General features: G+C 68.1%; 14 protein-coding genes. 8 read left to right on the top strand and 6 right to left on the bottom strand.

All coding sequences use genetic code 11. The features are described from left to right. The first annotated feature begins 108 nt into the window (after positions 1 to 108). From U4Y88_RS06615 to U4Y88_RS06640, 6 genes are all read left to right on the top strand, one after another. On the top strand, positions 109 to 834 hold the full coding sequence (locus tag U4Y88_RS06615) for a hypothetical protein (protein WP_321783057.1): 726 nt from the start codon (positions 109 to 111) through the stop codon (positions 832 to 834). Between the two features lie 198 nt (positions 835 to 1,032). Further along, positions 1,033 to 2,304 (top strand): glucose-1-phosphate adenylyltransferase, encoded by a 1,272-nt coding sequence (glgC, locus tag U4Y88_RS06620; RefSeq protein ID WP_224012017.1) that lies wholly within the window; start codon positions 1,033 to 1,035, stop codon positions 2,302 to 2,304. A gap of 212 nt (positions 2,305 to 2,516) precedes the next feature. Continuing rightward, positions 2,517 to 3,995, top strand: coding sequence for a glycogen synthase GlgA (gene glgA, locus U4Y88_RS06625; protein ID WP_321783058.1), 1,479 nt, complete (start codon positions 2,517 to 2,519; stop codon positions 3,993 to 3,995). A 368-nt stretch (positions 3,996 to 4,363) separates the two neighbouring features. Then, positions 4,364 to 5,239, top strand: coding sequence for a pyridoxal kinase PdxY (pdxY, locus tag U4Y88_RS06630; protein WP_321783060.1), 876 nt, complete (start codon positions 4,364 to 4,366; stop codon positions 5,237 to 5,239). 178 nt (positions 5,240 to 5,417) lie between these two features. Next, entirely contained in the window at positions 5,418 to 5,879 is a 462-nt protein-coding gene (locus tag U4Y88_RS06635) for a hypothetical protein (RefSeq protein ID WP_321783062.1), read from the top strand. A gap of 211 nt (positions 5,880 to 6,090) precedes the next feature. Further along, positions 6,091 to 7,311: a branched-chain amino acid ABC transporter substrate-binding protein gene (locus U4Y88_RS06640; protein ID WP_321783064.1), complete on the top strand. Its 1,221-nt coding sequence runs from the start codon at positions 6,091 to 6,093 to the stop codon at positions 7,309 to 7,311. Positions 7,312 to 7,383: 72 nt separating this feature from the next. Here the strand turns inward: U4Y88_RS06640 and U4Y88_RS06645 are convergent, their stop codons facing one another. Both U4Y88_RS06645 and U4Y88_RS06650 read right to left on the bottom strand, forming a co-directional pair. Continuing rightward, on the bottom strand, positions 7,384 to 9,306 hold the full coding sequence (locus U4Y88_RS06645) for a DUF3857 domain-containing transglutaminase family protein (protein WP_415774405.1): 1,923 nt from the start codon (positions 9,304 to 9,306) through the stop codon (positions 7,384 to 7,386). Between the two features lie 201 nt (positions 9,307 to 9,507). After that, on the bottom strand, positions 9,508 to 10,788 hold the full coding sequence (locus U4Y88_RS06650) for an aminotransferase class I/II-fold pyridoxal phosphate-dependent enzyme (RefSeq protein WP_321783067.1): 1,281 nt from the start codon (positions 10,786 to 10,788) through the stop codon (positions 9,508 to 9,510). Between the two features lie 152 nt (positions 10,789 to 10,940). Between U4Y88_RS06650 and U4Y88_RS06655 the strand changes: the two genes are divergently transcribed. Further along, a complete protein-coding gene (locus U4Y88_RS06655) occupies positions 10,941 to 11,828 on the top strand; it encodes a LysR substrate-binding domain-containing protein (RefSeq protein WP_290371115.1) in 888 nt (295 codons plus the stop codon). Positions 11,829 to 11,909: 81 nt separating this feature from the next. On the opposite strand, the gene U4Y88_RS06660 is transcribed toward U4Y88_RS06655, so the two are convergent. The 4 genes from U4Y88_RS06660 to U4Y88_RS06675 form a co-directional block, all read right to left on the bottom strand. Then, the gene (locus tag U4Y88_RS06660; RefSeq protein WP_224012463.1) at positions 11,910 to 12,560 is read right to left on the bottom strand and encodes a hypothetical protein; all 651 of its coding nucleotides are present in this window, start codon (positions 12,558 to 12,560) and stop codon (positions 11,910 to 11,912) included. 279 nt (positions 12,561 to 12,839) lie between these two features. Next, positions 12,840 to 13,535 (bottom strand): histidine utilization repressor, encoded by a 696-nt coding sequence (gene hutC, locus U4Y88_RS06665; protein ID WP_224012462.1) that lies wholly within the window; start codon positions 13,533 to 13,535, stop codon positions 12,840 to 12,842. A gap of 35 nt (positions 13,536 to 13,570) precedes the next feature. Then, positions 13,571 to 15,094: a histidine ammonia-lyase gene (gene hutH / locus U4Y88_RS06670; protein ID WP_224012461.1), complete on the bottom strand. Its 1,524-nt coding sequence runs from the start codon at positions 15,092 to 15,094 to the stop codon at positions 13,571 to 13,573. Positions 15,095 to 15,216: 122 nt separating this feature from the next. Next, a complete protein-coding gene (locus tag U4Y88_RS06675; protein WP_224012460.1) occupies positions 15,217 to 16,167 on the bottom strand; it encodes a LysR family transcriptional regulator in 951 nt (316 codons plus the stop codon). Positions 16,168 to 16,308: 141 nt separating this feature from the next. On the opposite strand from U4Y88_RS06675, the gene U4Y88_RS06680 reads away from it, so the two are divergent. After that, positions 16,309 to 17,226 carry an NAD-dependent epimerase/dehydratase family protein gene (locus U4Y88_RS06680; RefSeq protein ID WP_321783069.1) on the top strand — a complete coding sequence of 306 codons (918 nt, stop codon included), beginning with the start codon at positions 16,309 to 16,311 and terminating at the stop codon, positions 17,224 to 17,226. The last annotated feature ends 2 nt before the right edge of the window (positions 17,227 to 17,228 follow it).

Here is a 17,228-nt window from a genome sequence, read left to right on the forward strand (position 1 = left end):
TCCGTAGCTTGCGCTTAAAAATTTCCATGACGCGGCGACGAGCGGAAGGTTCGCCTGCATGGCGTTCGGCGGCGATTTCCAAACATTACAATCCAGAGGGGACAATCCTTGAAACGCCTCGGTTTTGTGTTCATCGTGGCGTTGCTACGCACGCTTTCCGTACTTCCTTACCCATTCGTCGCAAGGCTCGGCATGGTAGTCGGCACTGCGTTGTATGCCGTTCCCAGCCGCCGCAAGCATATCGTCCTCGTGAACTTGCGTCTTTGCTTCCCCGAGAAGACCAGCAGCGAACTTCAGACGCTCGCAAGAGAGCACTTCCGCCACGTTGTTCGCAGTTATCTCGAACGAGGCATCCAGTGGTTCGGCAGTGCGCAGTCGATCCGGGATATCGTCCAGATCGAAAGCAAAATTGATCTCGACGACGACGCGGCCCCGCCCACCATCTTCATGGGGTTTCACTTCGTGGGCATTGAGGTCGGTTGCATGCTCTACTCGACGCGCCTCCCGGTTGCCTCGCTGTACACACGGATGTCGAGCACGGCGCTATGCGCGCTGGCCAAGCGGCAACGCGGCCGGTTCGGGGCAGAGATGATCGAGCGCGCGACCAGCGCCAAAAAGATTGTGGGCCTGTTGCGTTCCGGCAAACCCGTCATGCTCGCGGCGGACATGGACCAGGGCGTCGACAACTCTGTTTTTGTCCCCTTTCTTTCTCGCCAGGTCATGGAGCCTGCGATGTCGGGAATTGTGCGCAACGCGCCGCCAGCGACTCAAGCTGCGCGGCGTCCGCCCGGCCCGCCAGTGCGCCGGGCAAGCGGCTTGCTACCGGCTTACTGATGCATCAGAGGCCGCCCGCACACAGCGCGAGCACATGCAATTCGCGCAACACGCTTTTCGGTGCTAGAACATTCTAGGCGCGGTCATAAAACCGACATCGCGGACACGGGCAGCCATCGCCGCAGCGCCAGGAACGACGCATAAGCGACGCAAAAAAACGCGACAAAGCGAAATCGGGGGCACAACAAGGAGACGTCCATGGAAACTCCGGCAAGCCTCAACGATCTGCAACGCAGCACGCTCGCCATCGTGCTCGCGGGCGGACGCGGCACGCGCCTCGGCCCGCTCACCAACAAGCGCGTGAAGCCCGCCGTCTACTTCGGCGGCAAGTACCGCATCATCGATTTCGCGCTGTCGAACTGCCTGAATTCGGGCATCCGCCGCATCGCCGTGGTCACGCAATACAAGGCGCATTCGCTGCTGCGCCATCTCCAGCGCGGCTGGGGTTTCCTGCGCGGCGAATTCAACGAGTTCCTCGACCTGTGGCCCGCGCAGCAGCGCGTCGAAGGCGCGCACTGGTATCGCGGCACCGCCGACGCCGTCTACCAGAATCTCGACATCATCCGCTCGATCTCGCCGAAATATGTCGTCGTGCTGGCCGGCGATCACATCTACAAGATGGATTACACGCGCATGATCGCCGACCACGCCGCGAACGGCGCAGACTGCACGGTCGGCTGCATCGAGGTGCCGCGCCTCGACGCGCGCGCCTTCGGCGTGATGGCCGTCGACGAGCAGCGCCGCGTCACCGGCTTCGTCGAAAAGCCCGACGACCCGCCCGCGATGCCCGGCCGCCCCGACATCGCGCTCGCGAGCATGGGCATCTATGTGTTCGACACGGCCTATCTGTTCAAGCTGCTCGAGGAAAACATCTCGGCGAGCGCGACAGATCACGACTTCGGCAAGGACATCATTCCGCGTGTAGTCAGCGACGGCGTCGCCATCGCGCATCCGTTCAGCATGTCGTGCGTCTCGTCGGACCCGAGCGCGGAGCCGTACTGGCGCGACGTCGGCACCGTCGATGCGTACTGGTCGGCCAATCTCGATCTCGCCTCGACCATTCCGGCGCTCGACCTCTACGACCGCAACTGGCCGATCTGGACGTATCAGGAGCAGTTGCCGCCCGCCAAGTTCGTGCGCGACCTGAACGGGCTGCAAGGCTCGGGCACGAATCTCATCGTATGCGGCGGCAGCGTGATCTCCGGCTCGCAGATTTCGCGCTCGGTGCTCTCGTCGAATGTGGTCGTGAAGTCGTTCTGCAACATTGCCGAGGCAGTCTTGTTACCGCAGGTCGAAGTGGGCGCGAGCTGCCGGTTGCGCAAGGTCGTGGTGGACCGCGGCTGCGTGATTCCCGACGGTCTGGTGATCGGCGAGGACCCCGTGCGCGACGGCGAGCGCTTTTATCGCACTGAAAACGGCATCGTGCTGGTCACGCGCGAGGCGCTCGCCAAGCTGGGCGCGGGCGGTTAGCGAGCGAGCCGCGCGCGGCGGCACGCACACACCCGCACGCAACGTTCGCGAACATGCGGCGTCGAACGCCGCCCCAGTCTGCGAACGAGCGACAAACGCGCGGCAAGCGAGCGACAAACGCGCCGCGCAACACCCGCACAGGCGGCACGAACCGAAGCCGCAGCAACGCCAAAGCAAAGCCAAACCGAGGCCCAACCCAGGACCCCAGCCCGATGACGATCCGTGTTCTGCATGCCGCCAGCGAACTCTATCCGCTCCTGAAAACCGGCGGCCTCGCCGACGTGACCGCCGCCCTGCCCGCCGCGCTGATCGAACAAGGCGCCGATGCGCGCGTGCTGCTGCCAGGCTTCCCGGGCGTGGCCGCCGATCTCGCGGACCTGCGTCCCGTCGCGCGGCTCGAACGCAGTTTCGGCGCGCCCGAGGCCTCGCTCGAACTCGGACGTCTGCCGGGCAGCGACGTGCCGGTCTACATGATTCGCGCCGATGCCTTCTATGCGCGCCCCGGCAATCCCTATCTCGACGCCCAGCATGTGCCCTACGGCGACAACGCCGAGCGTTTCGCGCTGCTCGGCTGGGCCGCGGCGCAACTCGCGCTGCATCTCGACCCGGCCTGGACGCCCCACATCGTGCACGCGCACGACTGGCACGCGGGCCTCGCGGGTGCGTATCTGCGCGCCGCCGCCCGCGAGCGCGGTCTCGCCGCGCGGCCGCCCGCGCGCAGCGTTTTCACGATCCACAACCTCGCCTATCAAGGCATTTTTCCGGCCCAGCAATTCGGTACGCTGGGCCTGCCCGCCGACTTCTTCGACATGCACGGCATCGAGTTCTACGGTCAGCTGTCGTTTCTCAAGGCCGGTCTCTATTACGCCGACAAGATCACGACCGTGAGCCCGAGCTATGCGCGCGAGATCCAGACCGTGGCGCAGGGTGGCGGCCTCGAAGCGCTGCTCAAGGGCCGCGCGCACGATCTCGTCGGCATCCTGAACGGCGTCGATTACGCGGTCTGGAATCCGGCCAGCGACGCCGCCCTCGCCGCGCGCTACTCGGCCACGCGCATGAGCGGCAAGCTGCGCTGCAAGTCGGCGCTGCAGCAGCGCTTCGGGCTTGCGTCGAAGCACGATGCGCCCGTGTTCGGCGTCGTGAGCCGCCTGACCGAGCAGAAAGGCCTCGACCTGCTGCTCGCGGCGCTGCCCGACATCGTCTCGCGCGGCGGCCAGCTCGTCGTGCTCGGCACCGGCGACGCGAGTCTCGAACAGGGCTTCGCGCGCGCGGCGCGTCAGCATCCCGAATCGGTGGCGGTCGAACTCGGCTTCGACGAAACGCTCGCGCACGAGATCGTCGCGGGCGCCGACGTCATGATGGTGCCGTCGCGCTTCGAACCGTGCGGGCTCACGCAGCTCTACGCGCTCGCCTATGGCGCGCTGCCGCTCGTGCATCGCGTGGGCGGACTCGCCGATACCGTGGTCGACACCTCGCTCGAAAATCTCGCCGATGGCCTCGCCACCGGCTTCGTGTTCGAGCGCTTCGAGCCGGATGCGCTCAGCGCCGCGATCCGCCGCGCCTTCGCGCTTTACGCCCGCAGCCGCGACTGGCGCGAGACGCGCGCGCGCGGCATGCAGCAGGACTTCGGCTGGGCCGCGTCGGCGCAACGCTACATGGCGCTTTACCGCGAGCTCGTGGAAGCCGCCTGACGACGGCGGCATCGACGCCCTGGCGGCAACCCCATCGACAACCCCATCGGCAACCCTGTCGACGGACACACGCAACACCGCCCACGCGCGGTGATCGACCTCGCGCGGCGAATTCGGTTATCGTTGCTGCACTGCGTGCATCGCACGCCCGCGCCGCCCGGCGCGCTCGCGCCTCGCGCGATCCCTGCACGCCGTTGGGCATTGCCGCAAAGCACGACTGTCGAGCACGCCATCATGCGCGACAGCCATGCACGCCCCTTCCGAACCGCACGGCGCGCGCGAACCCGCGACGGCGCGCACCGACCAACCGCCACGTTATGACCGACACACACGACCGCAGCAACCGACCGAAACCCACCGGACCGGCCATGAAAAATGTCCTGAGCATCCAGTCGCATGTCGTGTTCGGCCACGCGGGCAACAGCGCGGCGGTATTCCCCATGCGCCGGCTCGGCGTCAACGTGTGGCCGCTCAACACCGTGCAGTTCTCGAATCACACGCAGTACGGCCACTGGACCGGCAGCGCCATCGACGCCGAACAGATGGTCGATCTCGTCGAAGGCATCGGCGCGATCGGCATGCTGCCGCGCTGCGACGCCGTGCTCTCCGGCTACCTCGGCGCGCCCGAGCAGGCGCAGGCCGTGATCGACGTGGTGCGGGCCGTGAAGGCGGCCAATCCGCAGGCGCGCTACTTCTGCGATCCGGTGATGGGCACGCTCAACGCCGCCGGCACCGGCTGCAAGGTCGAGCCCGGCATCCAGGAATTCCTCGTCACGCACATGCCGGGCGTAGCCGACGCGATGATGCCCAATCACAGCGAGCTGCAGCGCCTCGTCGGCCGCGAGCTGGAGACCGCCGAGGAAGCCGTCGCCGCCTGCCGCGAGCTGATCGCGCGCGGCCCGAAGCTGATCCTCGTGAAGCATCTGCTCGACCGCAACAGCCCCGCCGACACCTTCAACATGCTGGTGGTCAGCGAGCGCGAGGCGTGGCTCGCGCAGCGGCCGCTCTATCCGTTCGCGCGTCAGCCGGTCGGCGTCGGCGACATCACGAGCGCGATTTTCGTGGCGCGCCTGATGCTCGGCGACTCGCTGCGCCGCGCCTTCGAGCACACGCTCGCCGCCGTCAACGCGGTCGTGCGCACGACCTACGACGCGGGGCGCTACGAGCTGGAAATCGTCGCCGCGCAGGACCAGATCGCGCGCCCGCGCGAGTGGTTCGACGCGTGGACGGTCGAACCGGCGTGAGCCGCCTCGCGCCTCCTCTCGCCACGCGCGCCGGCGAACACAAGCAGGCACAGGCACGCACAAGCGGCGGGCAACGGCCACGGAAAGACGGCGCGAGCGTCGGGCATCAGTCATCGGGCATATAATGCGGGCCGCACGTGCGCGGCCCGCCGCGCCCACCGTTTGAAGAGATTGACCGATGTCCGACCCCATCCGCAGTGAACAGGAAGAGTATTTCGAGCAGCTGTGCCTCGCCGTCGATGCCGGCGAAACGCACGAGCAGGAAGCGATCGAATACTTCGAGGAGCAGAGCCACGAAGCCGGTTTCGACGCCGCCCAGTGGCTCGATATCGCGCTCTACCACGCGCCCGACGTGGCGCGCGGCATCATCGACTTCGTCGACGAAGAAGATCGCGCGCGCAGCGACATCGCGCAGACCATCGCCGACAACCTCGACATCGCCTATGGCGACGACGACTGCCAGCGCTTCGAGTCGGTGATCCGCTTCGCGCTCGCCAACGGCGTGCCCGTCGACCTCGACGTGGTGCTCGACGGCTGCAACCGCGCGCTCGACGACCTCGAAGGCTGGGCCAACGACGACACCATGGCGCCGCTCGTGCGTCTGCGCGAATCGCTGCTCGCGCTGCAGGCGGAGTATTGAGCGCCTGACCGGCTGCCAGGCGCGGCCGTCGAACCCCGGCCGCCGAACCCAGGCCACCGAAAGCGGCCTGTTATATTGCTTGCAAAAACCCGTCGGCCGCCGCGCGACGGCGCACCCGAGGGAGTCCGCCGGGCCGTCCACGGCCCGCGCGCGACACGAGCGCAACGTACAAGAAAGCACACTGCCGCGCCGCACGGCGCCAGGAGTCACGATGAGCCCGCGCCACACGCCCCGCCCCGCCGCCGTCCCACGACCGCGCCGCGCCGCCCTGCGCACGCTCGCGCGGCTCGCCTGCGCCGGTGCGTTCGCCGTCGCCTCGGGCGGCGCGCTGCTCGCCCTGCCGGACAGCGCGGCCTGGGCGGCGGGTCCGCTGACCGTGCGCATCGGCTTCGTCGCGCCGCTCTCGGGCGACTACGCGAACTATGGCCGCGACTTGCAGAACGGCGTGCAGCTCGCGCTCGACGAGGCCAACGTCCAGGGCCTCAAGATCGGCGACCAGACCGCGCATTTCGAACTCGTCGCGCTCGACGACCGCGCCGATCCGCGCGTCGGCGTGCAGTCGGCCGCGCAGCTCACGAATCAGGGCGTGGCGGCCGTGATCGGCCACTTCAACTCGGGCACGGCGATTCCCGCCTCGCGCATCTACGAAAGCGCGGGCATTCCGATGATCGATCCCGCCGCGACCAATCCCGTCATCACCGCGCAGGGCTTCGCGAACACCTTCACCGTGATTTCGAACGACGCGCAGAACGCGGGCATCGCGGGCGCGTGGGCCATCGACGTGATGAAGGCCAAACGCGTGGCGATCATCGACGACCGCAGCGCCTTCGGCCAGGGCGAGGCCGACGTGTTCGAGCGCACCGTGAAGGAGCACGGCGGCAATGTGGTCGCGCGCGAGTTCGCCGTCACGGAGTCCGACGACTTCGGCCCGCAGCTCTCGAAGATCAAGGCCGCCGACGCCGACCTGCTCTACTTCGGCGGCCTCGCGCACCAGGCGGCGTCGCTCGTCAAGCAGATGAAGGCGCGCAGCATGAAGACGCAGTTCGTGGGCGGCGGCGGCGTGGCCAACCCCGACTTCCTGGAATTCGCGGGCGCGGCCGGCGAAGGCGCGATGGCGTGGGAATACGGCCGCCCGCTCGCACAACTGCCCGACGGCCCGCGCTTCGCACAGAAGTACCGCAGCCGCTTCGGCGCCGACGTGCTCGCCTACGCGCCCTTCGGCTACGACGCCGCCTGGGCCGCGATCCACGCGATGGTGGCCGCGAAGTCGGCGAAACCCGACGTCTACCGTCCCGTGCTCGGCGCACTCGCCTTCGACGGCGTGACCGGCCGTATCGCCTTCGACGAACATGGCGCGCTCAAGAGCGGCGCGTCCACGCTCTATCAGGTCAAGCAAGGCGCGTGGGTGCCGATCACGACGCGCGGCGGTTGAGCCACGCGCTTCGAGCGCCGGCTTTCCGGCCTCGCCTTCATTAATCAGTCATCCTGATCGACTCGGCTTGACTCAGCGCGCGCGCACGACGATCTGCGCATGCGTATCGCGCTGGATGCGCACGAGCGCGTCGCGCATCTGCTCGAACTGCTGCGTCGAACACACCTGCTGCCCGAATTGCGCCGACAATCGCCGCGCGATCTGCACCGTGCGCGTGAGCGGATCGAACACGTAACGCGCGCTGTAGACGAGGCGAGCCGCGTCGGCCTGCACGCTCACGTTGGCGTCGCGCGGCAGGTCCGTCACGCGCGCGAACGCGGGCAGCACGATCTGCGCGTCCTCCTCGTAATCGCCGCCCACGCAGGCCCACGGCTGCGTGCGGCGCGGCACCGCGAGCCACGTGTCGATCTGCGTGGCGACGCCGCCCGAGAGGCTGCTCAGGGCGGGCAGCGCCGTGGTGCCGTCGCGCCAGACGAAGTGATCGAGCGTGCCGTCGATGCTCGTACCGAATGATCCCGAGGTAGCGTCGAGCGCGCTAGTGGAAATATGCGCCGTGCCCGCGAGGCCGGTCAGACGTACACGTTGCGCGGCGATCTGCTGCGCGACCTGATGCGTGGCGCGGCGGAACGTGTTGCGCTCGGGTTCGGCGCTCGCGCCCGCGTCGTCCACGTGATAGCGGTACGCGGCGTTGCCGTCGGCGTTCACATCGATGTCGAGCCGCGCCGAACGCGCGCGCGGCTGCGTGGCGGGCGTGCGCGCGAGCACGCCGTCGTCGACGAGCAAGGCCGGGCGATCCATCACGCCCGCAGGCAGAAAACCGAACGCCACGCCGCCCGACGAGGTATCGGCGAACACGCCGAGATCGGGCAGATACGCGATGACGTGGTTGATCGCCTCCGCGCCGTAACCCGGCACGCCGGGCAGCGAATAGACCGGCCCGAGATTGATGAGCGCGGCTTCGGCGCGCACGCCAATCGCCGCGAGCAGCGCCGTGAACAGCGCAACGTGATCCTTGCAGTCGCCGTAGCGGTCGCGCAGGATATCCGTCGCGCGATGCGGCGCGGCCTCTGTCTCGCCCAGAAACAGCGCGACGTAGCGAATGTTCAGGCGCATCCAGTCGTAGAGGCGCGCGGCCTTCTCGCGCGGATCGCTCGCGCCCGCCGTCAGCGATTGCGCGAACGCCGCGATGGCCGGACTCGTCGCCGACGGATCGGCCGCCGACTCGCGATAGCGCGCCGCGAAAGCCGCGAAACCCGGCACCGTCGTCACCATGAGCCGCGCGCCCCAGTTCACGCGCGCGACCGCGCCTGCCTCCTGCGGGGGATACGGGCCGTGCTCGTGGTCGAACGCATAGCGCGTGCGGCCGTTTTCCGTCACGGGCGCTTGCGCGGTGTAGCCGCGCGCGTCGGCGTAGAGCGGCACATCGGCGGGCAGGTCGAAAACGAGGCGCTGAAACTGCGTCGGCTGATCTTCCGGCACCGCGAAGTACGAGAACGTGCCCGCCTGCAAGGGCTTCGTGCGCCGCTTCGAAAACGCGAGACGCACGCGCGAGCCCGGCTGCACGCCCGGAAAGATCACCGTGCGCAGCACGCCGTCCTCGAAGGTCGGCGCGCCCGCCGAACGCGGTTCCTGCACGTCGCGGATATTCGCGGGACCGACCGTGTGCGTGGTGCCATCCGGGTCGATGGTCTGCGCCGTGAGTCCTGTGATTGTTTCGATATCCTTATTGAACCAGACGTAGCGCTGGGCGATGGCATCGACGCCCGCGCCGGTGTTCGCGCGCAAGGTCGAATCGTCGTGCTCCTCGACCGAGCCGTCCTTTTGCACGATGAATACGTGGACGTCGCGCTCCAGTGTCGCCGGGGGTTGATCGTCGGTGGCGCTATCGAGCGACGGCGGCGGCGCGGGGGCTTGTTGTGCGTCTGCGCTGAGAGGCCACGCCGCGCAGAGAGCGAGTATCGACGCGAGCGCAACACCGACTCGGCGGCGCGCCACGCTCAACACCCAGCCCTCCACCCGCACGCGCCACGCGCGGCGGCATCGGCGGAACGGGCAAAACGCGCAGCAGCCACGGCAACCTCACCAGAACGAAGGCCCTCGCCTTTCGTTGTAGCACATCGCCTGTCGCGCCGCGCGGCGCCCGACCGTGCCCCCGCCGCCGCGCGCGGCTCAAGCGGCTCAGGCGGCTCAATCGGCTCAAGCAGCGCGCCTGCCCTGCTCCTCGATCGCGCGCAGCAGCGACAGCGCGATGCCGTGGGCCGCGAGCCGCACCTCGTCGAGCGACGGAAACGACGGCGCAATCCGCAAATGCCGGTCCTGCGGATCGACGCCGTAGGGAAATGCCGCGCCCGCGGGCGTCAGCACGAGCCCGGCCTCGGCCGCGAGTTCCACCGTGCGCCGCGCGCAACCCGGCGGCGCATACAGGCTGATGAAATAGCCGCCCTGCGGTGCGTTCCAGCTGACCTCGGGCACGCCCGCGAGGCGCGCGCGGAACACCGCATCGACGGCGTCGAACTTCGGCGCGAGCAGGGCGCGATGGCGGGCCATCAGCGCGTCGAGCGTCGCGCGGTCGCGCACGAAACGCACGTGGCGCAACTGGTTCAGCTTGTCCGGGCCGATCGAGCGCACGCCCGTATGGCGCAGCCACCACGCCACGTTGCGCGGCGACGCCGCCAGCCACGCAAGCCCGCCGCCCGCGTAGGTCACCTTCGAGAGCGACGCGAACATCAGTACGCGGTCCGCGTGACCCGCCGCCGCGCAGGCCGCGATCATGTCGTGCGGCGCGCGCGCCGTATCGGTCAGATGATGGAAGCGATAGGCGTCGTCCCAGAAGAGGCGGAAATCGGGCGCGGCGGCGGGCATGGCCGCGAGGCGGCGCACGATGTCGTCGGCATACGTCGCGCCTGTCGGGTTGCTGTAATGCGGCACGCACCACATGCCCTTGATCGAGGCGTCGTCGCGCACGAGCGCTTCGATCGCGTCGATGTCCGGGCCGTCGTCGTTCATCGGCACGGCGATCATGCGCACGCCCAGCGCCTCGCAGATCGCGAAGTGACGGTCGTAGCCCGGCGCGGGACACAGGAACGCGATCTCGCCCTGGGCGCGCCATGGCGTGCCTTCGGCACCCTTTGCACCCTTCGCGCCCTCCTCGCCCGACGGCACGCCGTGCAGCAGCGCGAACACGAACGCGTCGTGCATCAGTTCGAGGCTCGAATTGCCCGCGGCGACCACCTGCGCGGCGCTCACGCCGAGCAGTTCCGCGCCCAGTTCGCGCGCCTCGGGCAAGCCCGCACCGAGCCCGTAGTTGCGGCAGTCGAAACCGTCGCGCGCGCGGAAATCCGTCGACGCCGCTACGTCGAACAGCGCCTGCGAGAGATCGAGCTGCTCGGGCGCGGGCTTGCCGCGCGACATGTCGAGGCGCAGTCCCAGCGCGCGGAATCGTTCGTAGTTCAAATCAACAGGCGGAATCATCGACATTGCGGATCTCGGTTGAGGCGGCGGCTAAATGGCGGAAAACCAGTTGAAAACGACAAGGGGTAAGGCGGACAGCTCGGTCCCCAGAATACGGACGTCGCGGCCTTCAGACAAACGCGTTATATTGAAGTTTTCGATCAGTTTTTCTTATACCGATGAAGACCCTCGATCTGGACGTGCTCGCCATGGTGGTGGCCGTCGCCGACGCCGGCAGCTTCGTGCGCGGCGCGGCGCTCGTGCACCGCTCGCAGGCCGCGCTGAGCATGCAGATCCGCGCGCTCGAAGACACCCTCGGCAAGCCGCTTTTCATCCGCGCGCCGCGCAACGTCACGCCCACGCCGGACGGCCACACGCTGATCGCCTACGCGCGGCGCATGCTGGCGCTGCGCGACGAAGCCTGGGCGACGCTCGCGCATCCCGAGGTGACGGGGCGCGTGTCGATCGGCATGCCCGACGACTACGCGTCGTCGCTGCTGCCGCCCGTGCTGCGCAAGTTCTCGGCGAACTGGCCGAAGGTGGAGATTCAGGTGGTCGGGCTGCCGAGCAGCGCGCTCGCGCCGCTGGTGCGCGAAAACAAGATCGACCTGGCGTGTATCACCGGCACGACCGGCACCACGAGCGCGCGCGGCCTGTCCGGCGAATTCATCCGCTTCGAGCCGATGGTCTGGGCCGGGCCGCCCGCCGCCGCCACGGCCGCGATCGGCCGCGAGGTCTGGCGCGAGCGGCCGCTGCCCATCGCCCTCTTCAGCGCGGGCAGCGTCGCGCGCGCGAACGCGATCCAGGCGCTGGAGCGCGCGCGCATCACCTATCGCACGTCGTATGAAAGCCCGAGCCTGATGGGGCTGTGCAGCATGGTGGCGGCGGGCCTCGCCGTCGCGCCGCTTGCGCGCTGCGCCGTGCCCGAGACTTTCGCCACGCTCGGACGCCCGCACGGCCTGCCCGACCTGCCCGAACTCGAAGTGGTGCTCGCGCGCAGCGCGAGTTCGAACCGCCCGCCGTGCGATTTTCTCGCCGAGCAGATTCTGGCCGAACTGCGGGTTTAAAGCGGCGGGTTTAAGGCAGCGAGCTTAAAGGTGGCGGGGTTCAAGTCGATCCCAGATGCGCGTGCGATGTGAACCTCGCCCTCACTCCTCGCCCAGACGCACCAGCAGCGCGTGCAGACGCGAAATGTGGCGCAGCAGCAGTTCGCGATGCTTTTCGATCTGTTCGAGCCGCCCTTCGAGATCGGCGCGTACGCGCTCGTCGGGTTCCGCGTAACCGATCACGTCCTCGATGCGAGAGCGCAGCGCCTCGGGATCGACCGGCAGCATGCTCAGATGGCGTTCGAGCTTGCGCACGTCCTGCGCGGCCAGTTCGCGGATCTTGCGCGTGCCGGCCAGACGCCGCTGCGCCTGAGCGTCCTGCGGCGCATCGCGGCGCGCGCCCGCCTGCCCGAAGATGGGTTCGGAGCGCAGCACCGGCGCCTTGCGCACCGGATGCGCGGTGCCGCGAAAACGCGCGCGCGGCGATTCGCCGGCGATGGCCTCGCGCGCTTCGTCGGGCACGTCGGATGCGTCGTGCGGCTCGTCCATCCAGCCTTCGCGCAAGCCCGTGACGGCTTCCACGCCGCGCACGAACTCCGCGCTGAAGTCGCGCTGTCCCGTGACGATCAGCTTCATATGACTGGCGGAAAACGTCATCATGCGTGCGAGCCGCGTGATCGCGCCCACCTCGCGGGTCAGCAGCGCGAGGTTCGCGCGCCACATGGGCATGAGCGTTGCCCCGGAATCTTCCATTGCGGAGGTCCTCCTCGAAGGCCGCATCAGCATCGATGCGCCTGGCCGATGCCTGAAGGTTGCCGCATCGCGCGGTGCGATGCAACCCGCCGCAAGACGTGTGCCGCGTCGCCGCAACGCTCTAGCGGGGTCGTAACCCGCTAGACGCGTCCGCGTCGGCATGTTGATCGGCGAATCGAAAGGAAATGGAATTACTTCGGACCGCCAATGAATTCAAACAAGCGGCGGAAGGCAAGAGAGAAAACAGAAAGAGAACGCGTGAGGCGCGCCTGAACGCGCCTAGAAATGCCCGGTGAACCGATACCGGCTACCCGGATGCCAGAGATTCGCCACCGACGCCACCAGCGCGCGCGACCACGTGCGCCGATGCAGCACGAGACACGGCTCGGCCTCGCCCATCGCGAGATGCGCGCGCGTGTCGCCTTCGGGCGCGAGCGCCTCGATGCGGTACTCGACGCGCTGCAACGGCGCGACGCGCACGAGATACTGGTTCGGCGTGGTCTGCGTGAAATCCTGCTCGGCGTAATCGGGCGCAAGCGCGGGATTCACCCAGCGTTCTTCCAGTTGCACGGGCTCGTCGTTTTCGAAGTGCAGCACGCGCGAGCGGAACACGGTGTCATGCGGACGCAAGCCCATTTCGAGCGCGAGCGCCTCGTCGGCGGCCAGCGGTCCGAGTTCGAGGACCTCGGCGCGATAACGGTGGCCGCGCGCGACGATCTCATCGGAAATGCTGCGGATCGCCACGAGCGTCGATTCGTACTTCGGCCGCGCGACGAAGGTGCCCGCGCCCTGCACGCGCGTGAGCACCTGTTCGGCGGTCAGCTCGCGCAGCGCGCGGTTCACGGTCATGCGCGCGACCTTGAACTCGCGCGCCAGCTCGTTCTCCGACGGCACCTGGTCGCCCTCGCCCCACTCGCCCGCGTCGATGCGGGCAAGGATGAAATCCTTGATGCCTTGATACGCGGGCGCGTTCATGCGGGACGGGCGAGGCTAGCGGCGCTCAACGACACTCAGCTCGCCTGCGATTCGAACGCGAACGGGCTGTGCGCCGCGATCACGCCGGCCTGCACGAGACGCGTGACGGCCGCGATATCGGGTGCGAAGTAGCGGTCGAGATCGTAGTGCGGAACTTCGGCGCGCACCGAATGCATGACGCGCTGCAGCGCCGGGCTGGTCTGGTGCGGCGCACGCAGATCGACGCCTTGCGCCGCCGCGAGCAGTTCGATCGAGAGAATGTTGGCCGTGTTGTCGGCGATATCGGCGAGCTTGCGCGCGCCGAAGGTCGCCATCGACACGTGGTCTTCCTGGTTCGCCGAAGTCGGCAGCGAGTCCACCGACGCCGGATGCGCGAGCGTCTTGTTCTCCGAGGCCAGCGCCGCCGCCGTCACGTGCGCGATCATGAAGCCCGAGTTCACGCCGCCGTCCTTGACGAGGAAAGGCGGCAGGCCCGAAAGCGTCGCGTCGATCAGCAGCGCGATGCGGCGCTCGGCCAGCGCGCCGATTTCGGCGGCCGCGAGCGCGAGATTGTCGGCGGCGAAAGCGACCGGCTCGGCGTGGAAGTTGCCGCCCGAGAGCACTTCGAGCGTTTCCGGGAAGATCAGCGGATTGTCGGAGACGGCGTTCGCCTCGATCAGCAGCACCTGCGCCGCGTGACGCATCTGGTCGAGACACGCGCCCATCACCTGCGGCTGGCAGCGCAGCGAATACGGGTCCTGCACCTTGCCGCAATCGCGGTGCGAGAGGTTGATCGCCGAGCCTTCGAGCAGGTCGCGATACGAAGCCGCCGCCTCGATCTGGCCGCGATGGCCGCGCAGTTCGTGAATGCGCGCGTCGAACGGCTTGACCGAGCCCGCCGCCGCGTCCACGCAGAGCGCGCCCGAGACGAGCGCCGTACGGTACAGGTCTTCGATCGCGAACATGTTGTAGAGCGCGAGCGCCGTGGACGCCTGCGTGCCGTTGAGCAGCGCGAGGCCCTCCTTGGCTTGCAGCGTGAGCGGCTTGAGGCCAGCGATGGCCAGACCCGCTTCGGCACTGGCGCGCTCGCCGCGAATGAACACTTCGCCGATGCCGAGCAGCACCGCCGACATATGCGCGAGCGGCGCGAGGTCGCCCGAGGCGCCGACCGAACCCTTCACGGGAATCAGCGGCAGCACGTCGGCGTTGAACAGCGTGATCAGCGCGTCCATCACTTCGCGACGGATGCCCGAGTGGCCGCGGCCCATGCTCGACAGCTTCAGCGCCATCAAGAGACGCACGACCGGACGCGACATCGGCTCGCCCACGCCCACCGCGTGCGAGAGCACGAGGTTGCGTTGCAGCAGTTCGAGCTGGTCGGTGGGGATATGCGTGCTCGCGAGACGGCCGAAACCCGTGTTGATGCCGTAGGCGGGCTCGCCCTTCGCGGTGATCTCGGCGACGGCGCGTGCGCCCGCGTCGATGCCGGCGTAGCTGGCCGGATCGAGTTCGAGTTTCACCGATTCGCGCGCGATCTGGCGCAGTTGGGGCAGGGTCAGATGGCCGGGCGTGAGAAGCATGATCGAATCCTGTCTATACAAGTTGATGCGCAGTCTAGCCTGGTGCGCCTGTATAGACAACTCTCAAAACCGCTTGGCCACCCTGGGACTATCCATGAGCGCGGCGCGAAACCGCGCCGGGCTTACAGCTCCAGCCTGCCCCCCATAAACGCGAGAAAGCACTGCACGCGCGCGGCCAGCGCGGCGCTGCGGTAATAGACGGCGTGGATCGGCTGACGCTCGACGAGCAGCGCGTCGTCGAGCAGCGTGACGAGGCGGCCCGCCGCGCGGTCGTCGGCGGTCATGAAATCGGATAGACAGGCGATGCCCGCGCCCGCGAGCGCGAGTTGCCGGATGGTCTCGCCGCTCGACGCGGACAGCGTCGGCTGGATCGCGATGCCCGGCTCGGCGGTTTCGTCGAACAGAGGCGCCTGATTTCCGCCTTCGGCGTCGGCGTCGCCGCTTGCGGGCTCCACTTCGCGCAGCGGCCAGCGATTCAACTGCACGGGCGCCGTGAAGCCGATCAGCCGCTGCTCGCGCAACGCCGCCAGCGAGCGCGGCGTGCCGTGCTCCGCGAGATACGCGGGGCTCGCCACCACGCGGCGGCGGCTCACGCCGAGCGAGCGCGCGTGCAGCGTCGAATCCTGCAACGCGCCGATGCGGATCGCGATATCCACACGCTGCTCCAGCAGATCGACGATGCGCTCGTTGCTCGTGAGTTCGAGCTGGATCTCGGGATAGCGCGCCGCGAATGCGCTCACGTGCGGAACGATACAGTGCAGCATGAACGGCGTGGCCGCGTCGACGCGCAACCGTCCCGAAGGCTGTTCGCGATGGCGCGTGACGGCCTCTTCGGCGTCCTCCATCGCGCCGAGGATCGCGCGGGCGCGTTCGAGAAACAGCTCGCCCTCCTCGGTCAGTTGCAGACGCCGCGTGGTGCGCAGAATCAGCGCCACGCCGAGCTGCTTTTCGAGCCGCGTGAGCGCCCGGCTCACACCGGACACGGTCTGCTGGAGTTTTTCGGCGGCGGCGGTGATCGACCCCGCATCGATCACGGTGACGAATACGAGCAATTCGTCGGTCGATGTTTTCATTATTGATCCGCAGTCAAGATTCATTTGAGACTAACACGGTTTTTGCAAAGCGCGAATGCCGCGATACTGATTGCGAGATCACTTGACACGACCATTCGCCCCGCCGCCGTTCGCGGCGCCGGGCGCAACCAGGAGAGTTCCATGAAAGTATTCGTGACGGGCGCAGGCGGCTTTATCGGCGGCACGATCGCGGCGTATCTCTCGCGCGCGGGCCACGAGGTGCGCGGGCTCGTGCGCCGCCCCGAGCAATTCGCCGATCTCGACGCGCTGAAGATCGCGCCGGTGCGCGGCGGTCTCGACGACCGCGATCTGCTGATGCGCGAGGCGCGCGCCGCCGACGCGGTGATCAACGCCGCCGACAGCGACCATCGCGGCGCGGTCGAAGCGCTGCTCGACGCGCTCGAGGGTTCGGGCAAGCCGCTGCTGCACACGAGCGGATCGAGCATCGTCGGCGACGCCTCGGGCGGCGAGCCGACCGACAAGATCTTTTACGAAGACGCCCTGCCCGCGCCGACGCCCGACAAGGCGCCGCGCGTGGCCATCGACGATCTCGTGCTCGCGGGCGCGCAGCGCGGCATCCGCAGCGCCGTGCTCTGCAACACGCTGATCTACGGCGTGGGCGCGGTGCCGGGCGCAGCGAGCGTGCAGTTGCCGCGGCTGATTCGCCAGGCGCAAAAGAGCGGCGTCATGCGTCATGTGGGGCGTGGGCTGAATATCTGGTCGAATGTGCATGTCGACGATGTGGCGGAGCTTTATCGGCTCGCGATCGAGAAAACCCCTGCGGGCACGTTCTATTTCGTCGACAGCGGCGAAGCGAACTTCGTCTCGATGACCGAGGCGCTCGCGCAGAAAATGGGGCTGGGCGCGCCGCAAGATTGGCCGCTGAAAGACGCGATCGGGGAATGGGGTTATGAGATGGCGTCGTATGGACTCGGCTCGAACAGCCGCGTGCGCGGCGAACGCGCGCGCAAGCTGCTCGGGTGGCAGCCGAAACGTAGCTCGGTCACGGAATGGATTCGTGATGAGATGGCGGTGCCGGTGTCGGTCCGCGGTGGATGAGC

Origin of the sequence: Paraburkholderia sp. J94, from assembly GCF_905220285.1 — a bacterium.
Classification (GTDB): Bacteria; Pseudomonadota; Gammaproteobacteria; order Burkholderiales; family Burkholderiaceae; genus Paraburkholderia; species Paraburkholderia tropica_A.

Bases quoted from the DNA above. Each gene is read 5' to 3' on its own strand.
- hutC (WP_224012462.1), bottom strand. From the start codon at position 13,535: ATGAACGCGCCCGCGTATCAAGGCATCAAGGATTTCATCCTTGCCCGC.
- U4Y88_RS06680 (WP_321783069.1), top strand. From the start codon at position 16,309: ATGAAAGTATTCGTGACGGGCGCAGGCGGCTTTATCGGCGGCACGATC.
- U4Y88_RS06650 (WP_321783067.1), bottom strand. From the start codon at position 10,788: ATGTCGATGATTCCGCCTGTTGATTTGAACTACGAACGATTCCGCGCG.
- U4Y88_RS06675 (WP_224012460.1), bottom strand. From the start codon at position 16,167: ATGAAAACATCGACCGACGAATTGCTCGTATTCGTCACCGTGATCGAT.
- U4Y88_RS06660 (WP_224012463.1), bottom strand. From the start codon at position 12,560: ATGGAAGATTCCGGGGCAACGCTCATGCCCATGTGGCGCGCGAACCTC.
- hutH (WP_224012461.1), bottom strand. From the start codon at position 15,094: ATGCTTCTCACGCCCGGCCATCTGACCCTGCCCCAACTGCGCCAGATC.
- glgA (WP_321783058.1), top strand. From the start codon at position 2,517: ATGACGATCCGTGTTCTGCATGCCGCCAGCGAACTCTATCCGCTCCTG.
- glgC (WP_224012017.1), top strand. From the start codon at position 1,033: ATGGAAACTCCGGCAAGCCTCAACGATCTGCAACGCAGCACGCTCGCC.
- U4Y88_RS06640 (WP_321783064.1), top strand. From the start codon at position 6,091: ATGAGCCCGCGCCACACGCCCCGCCCCGCCGCCGTCCCACGACCGCGC.
- pdxY (WP_321783060.1), top strand. From the start codon at position 4,364: ATGAAAAATGTCCTGAGCATCCAGTCGCATGTCGTGTTCGGCCACGCG.
- U4Y88_RS06635 (WP_321783062.1), top strand. From the start codon at position 5,418: ATGTCCGACCCCATCCGCAGTGAACAGGAAGAGTATTTCGAGCAGCTG.
- U4Y88_RS06655 (WP_290371115.1), top strand. From the start codon at position 10,941: ATGAAGACCCTCGATCTGGACGTGCTCGCCATGGTGGTGGCCGTCGCC.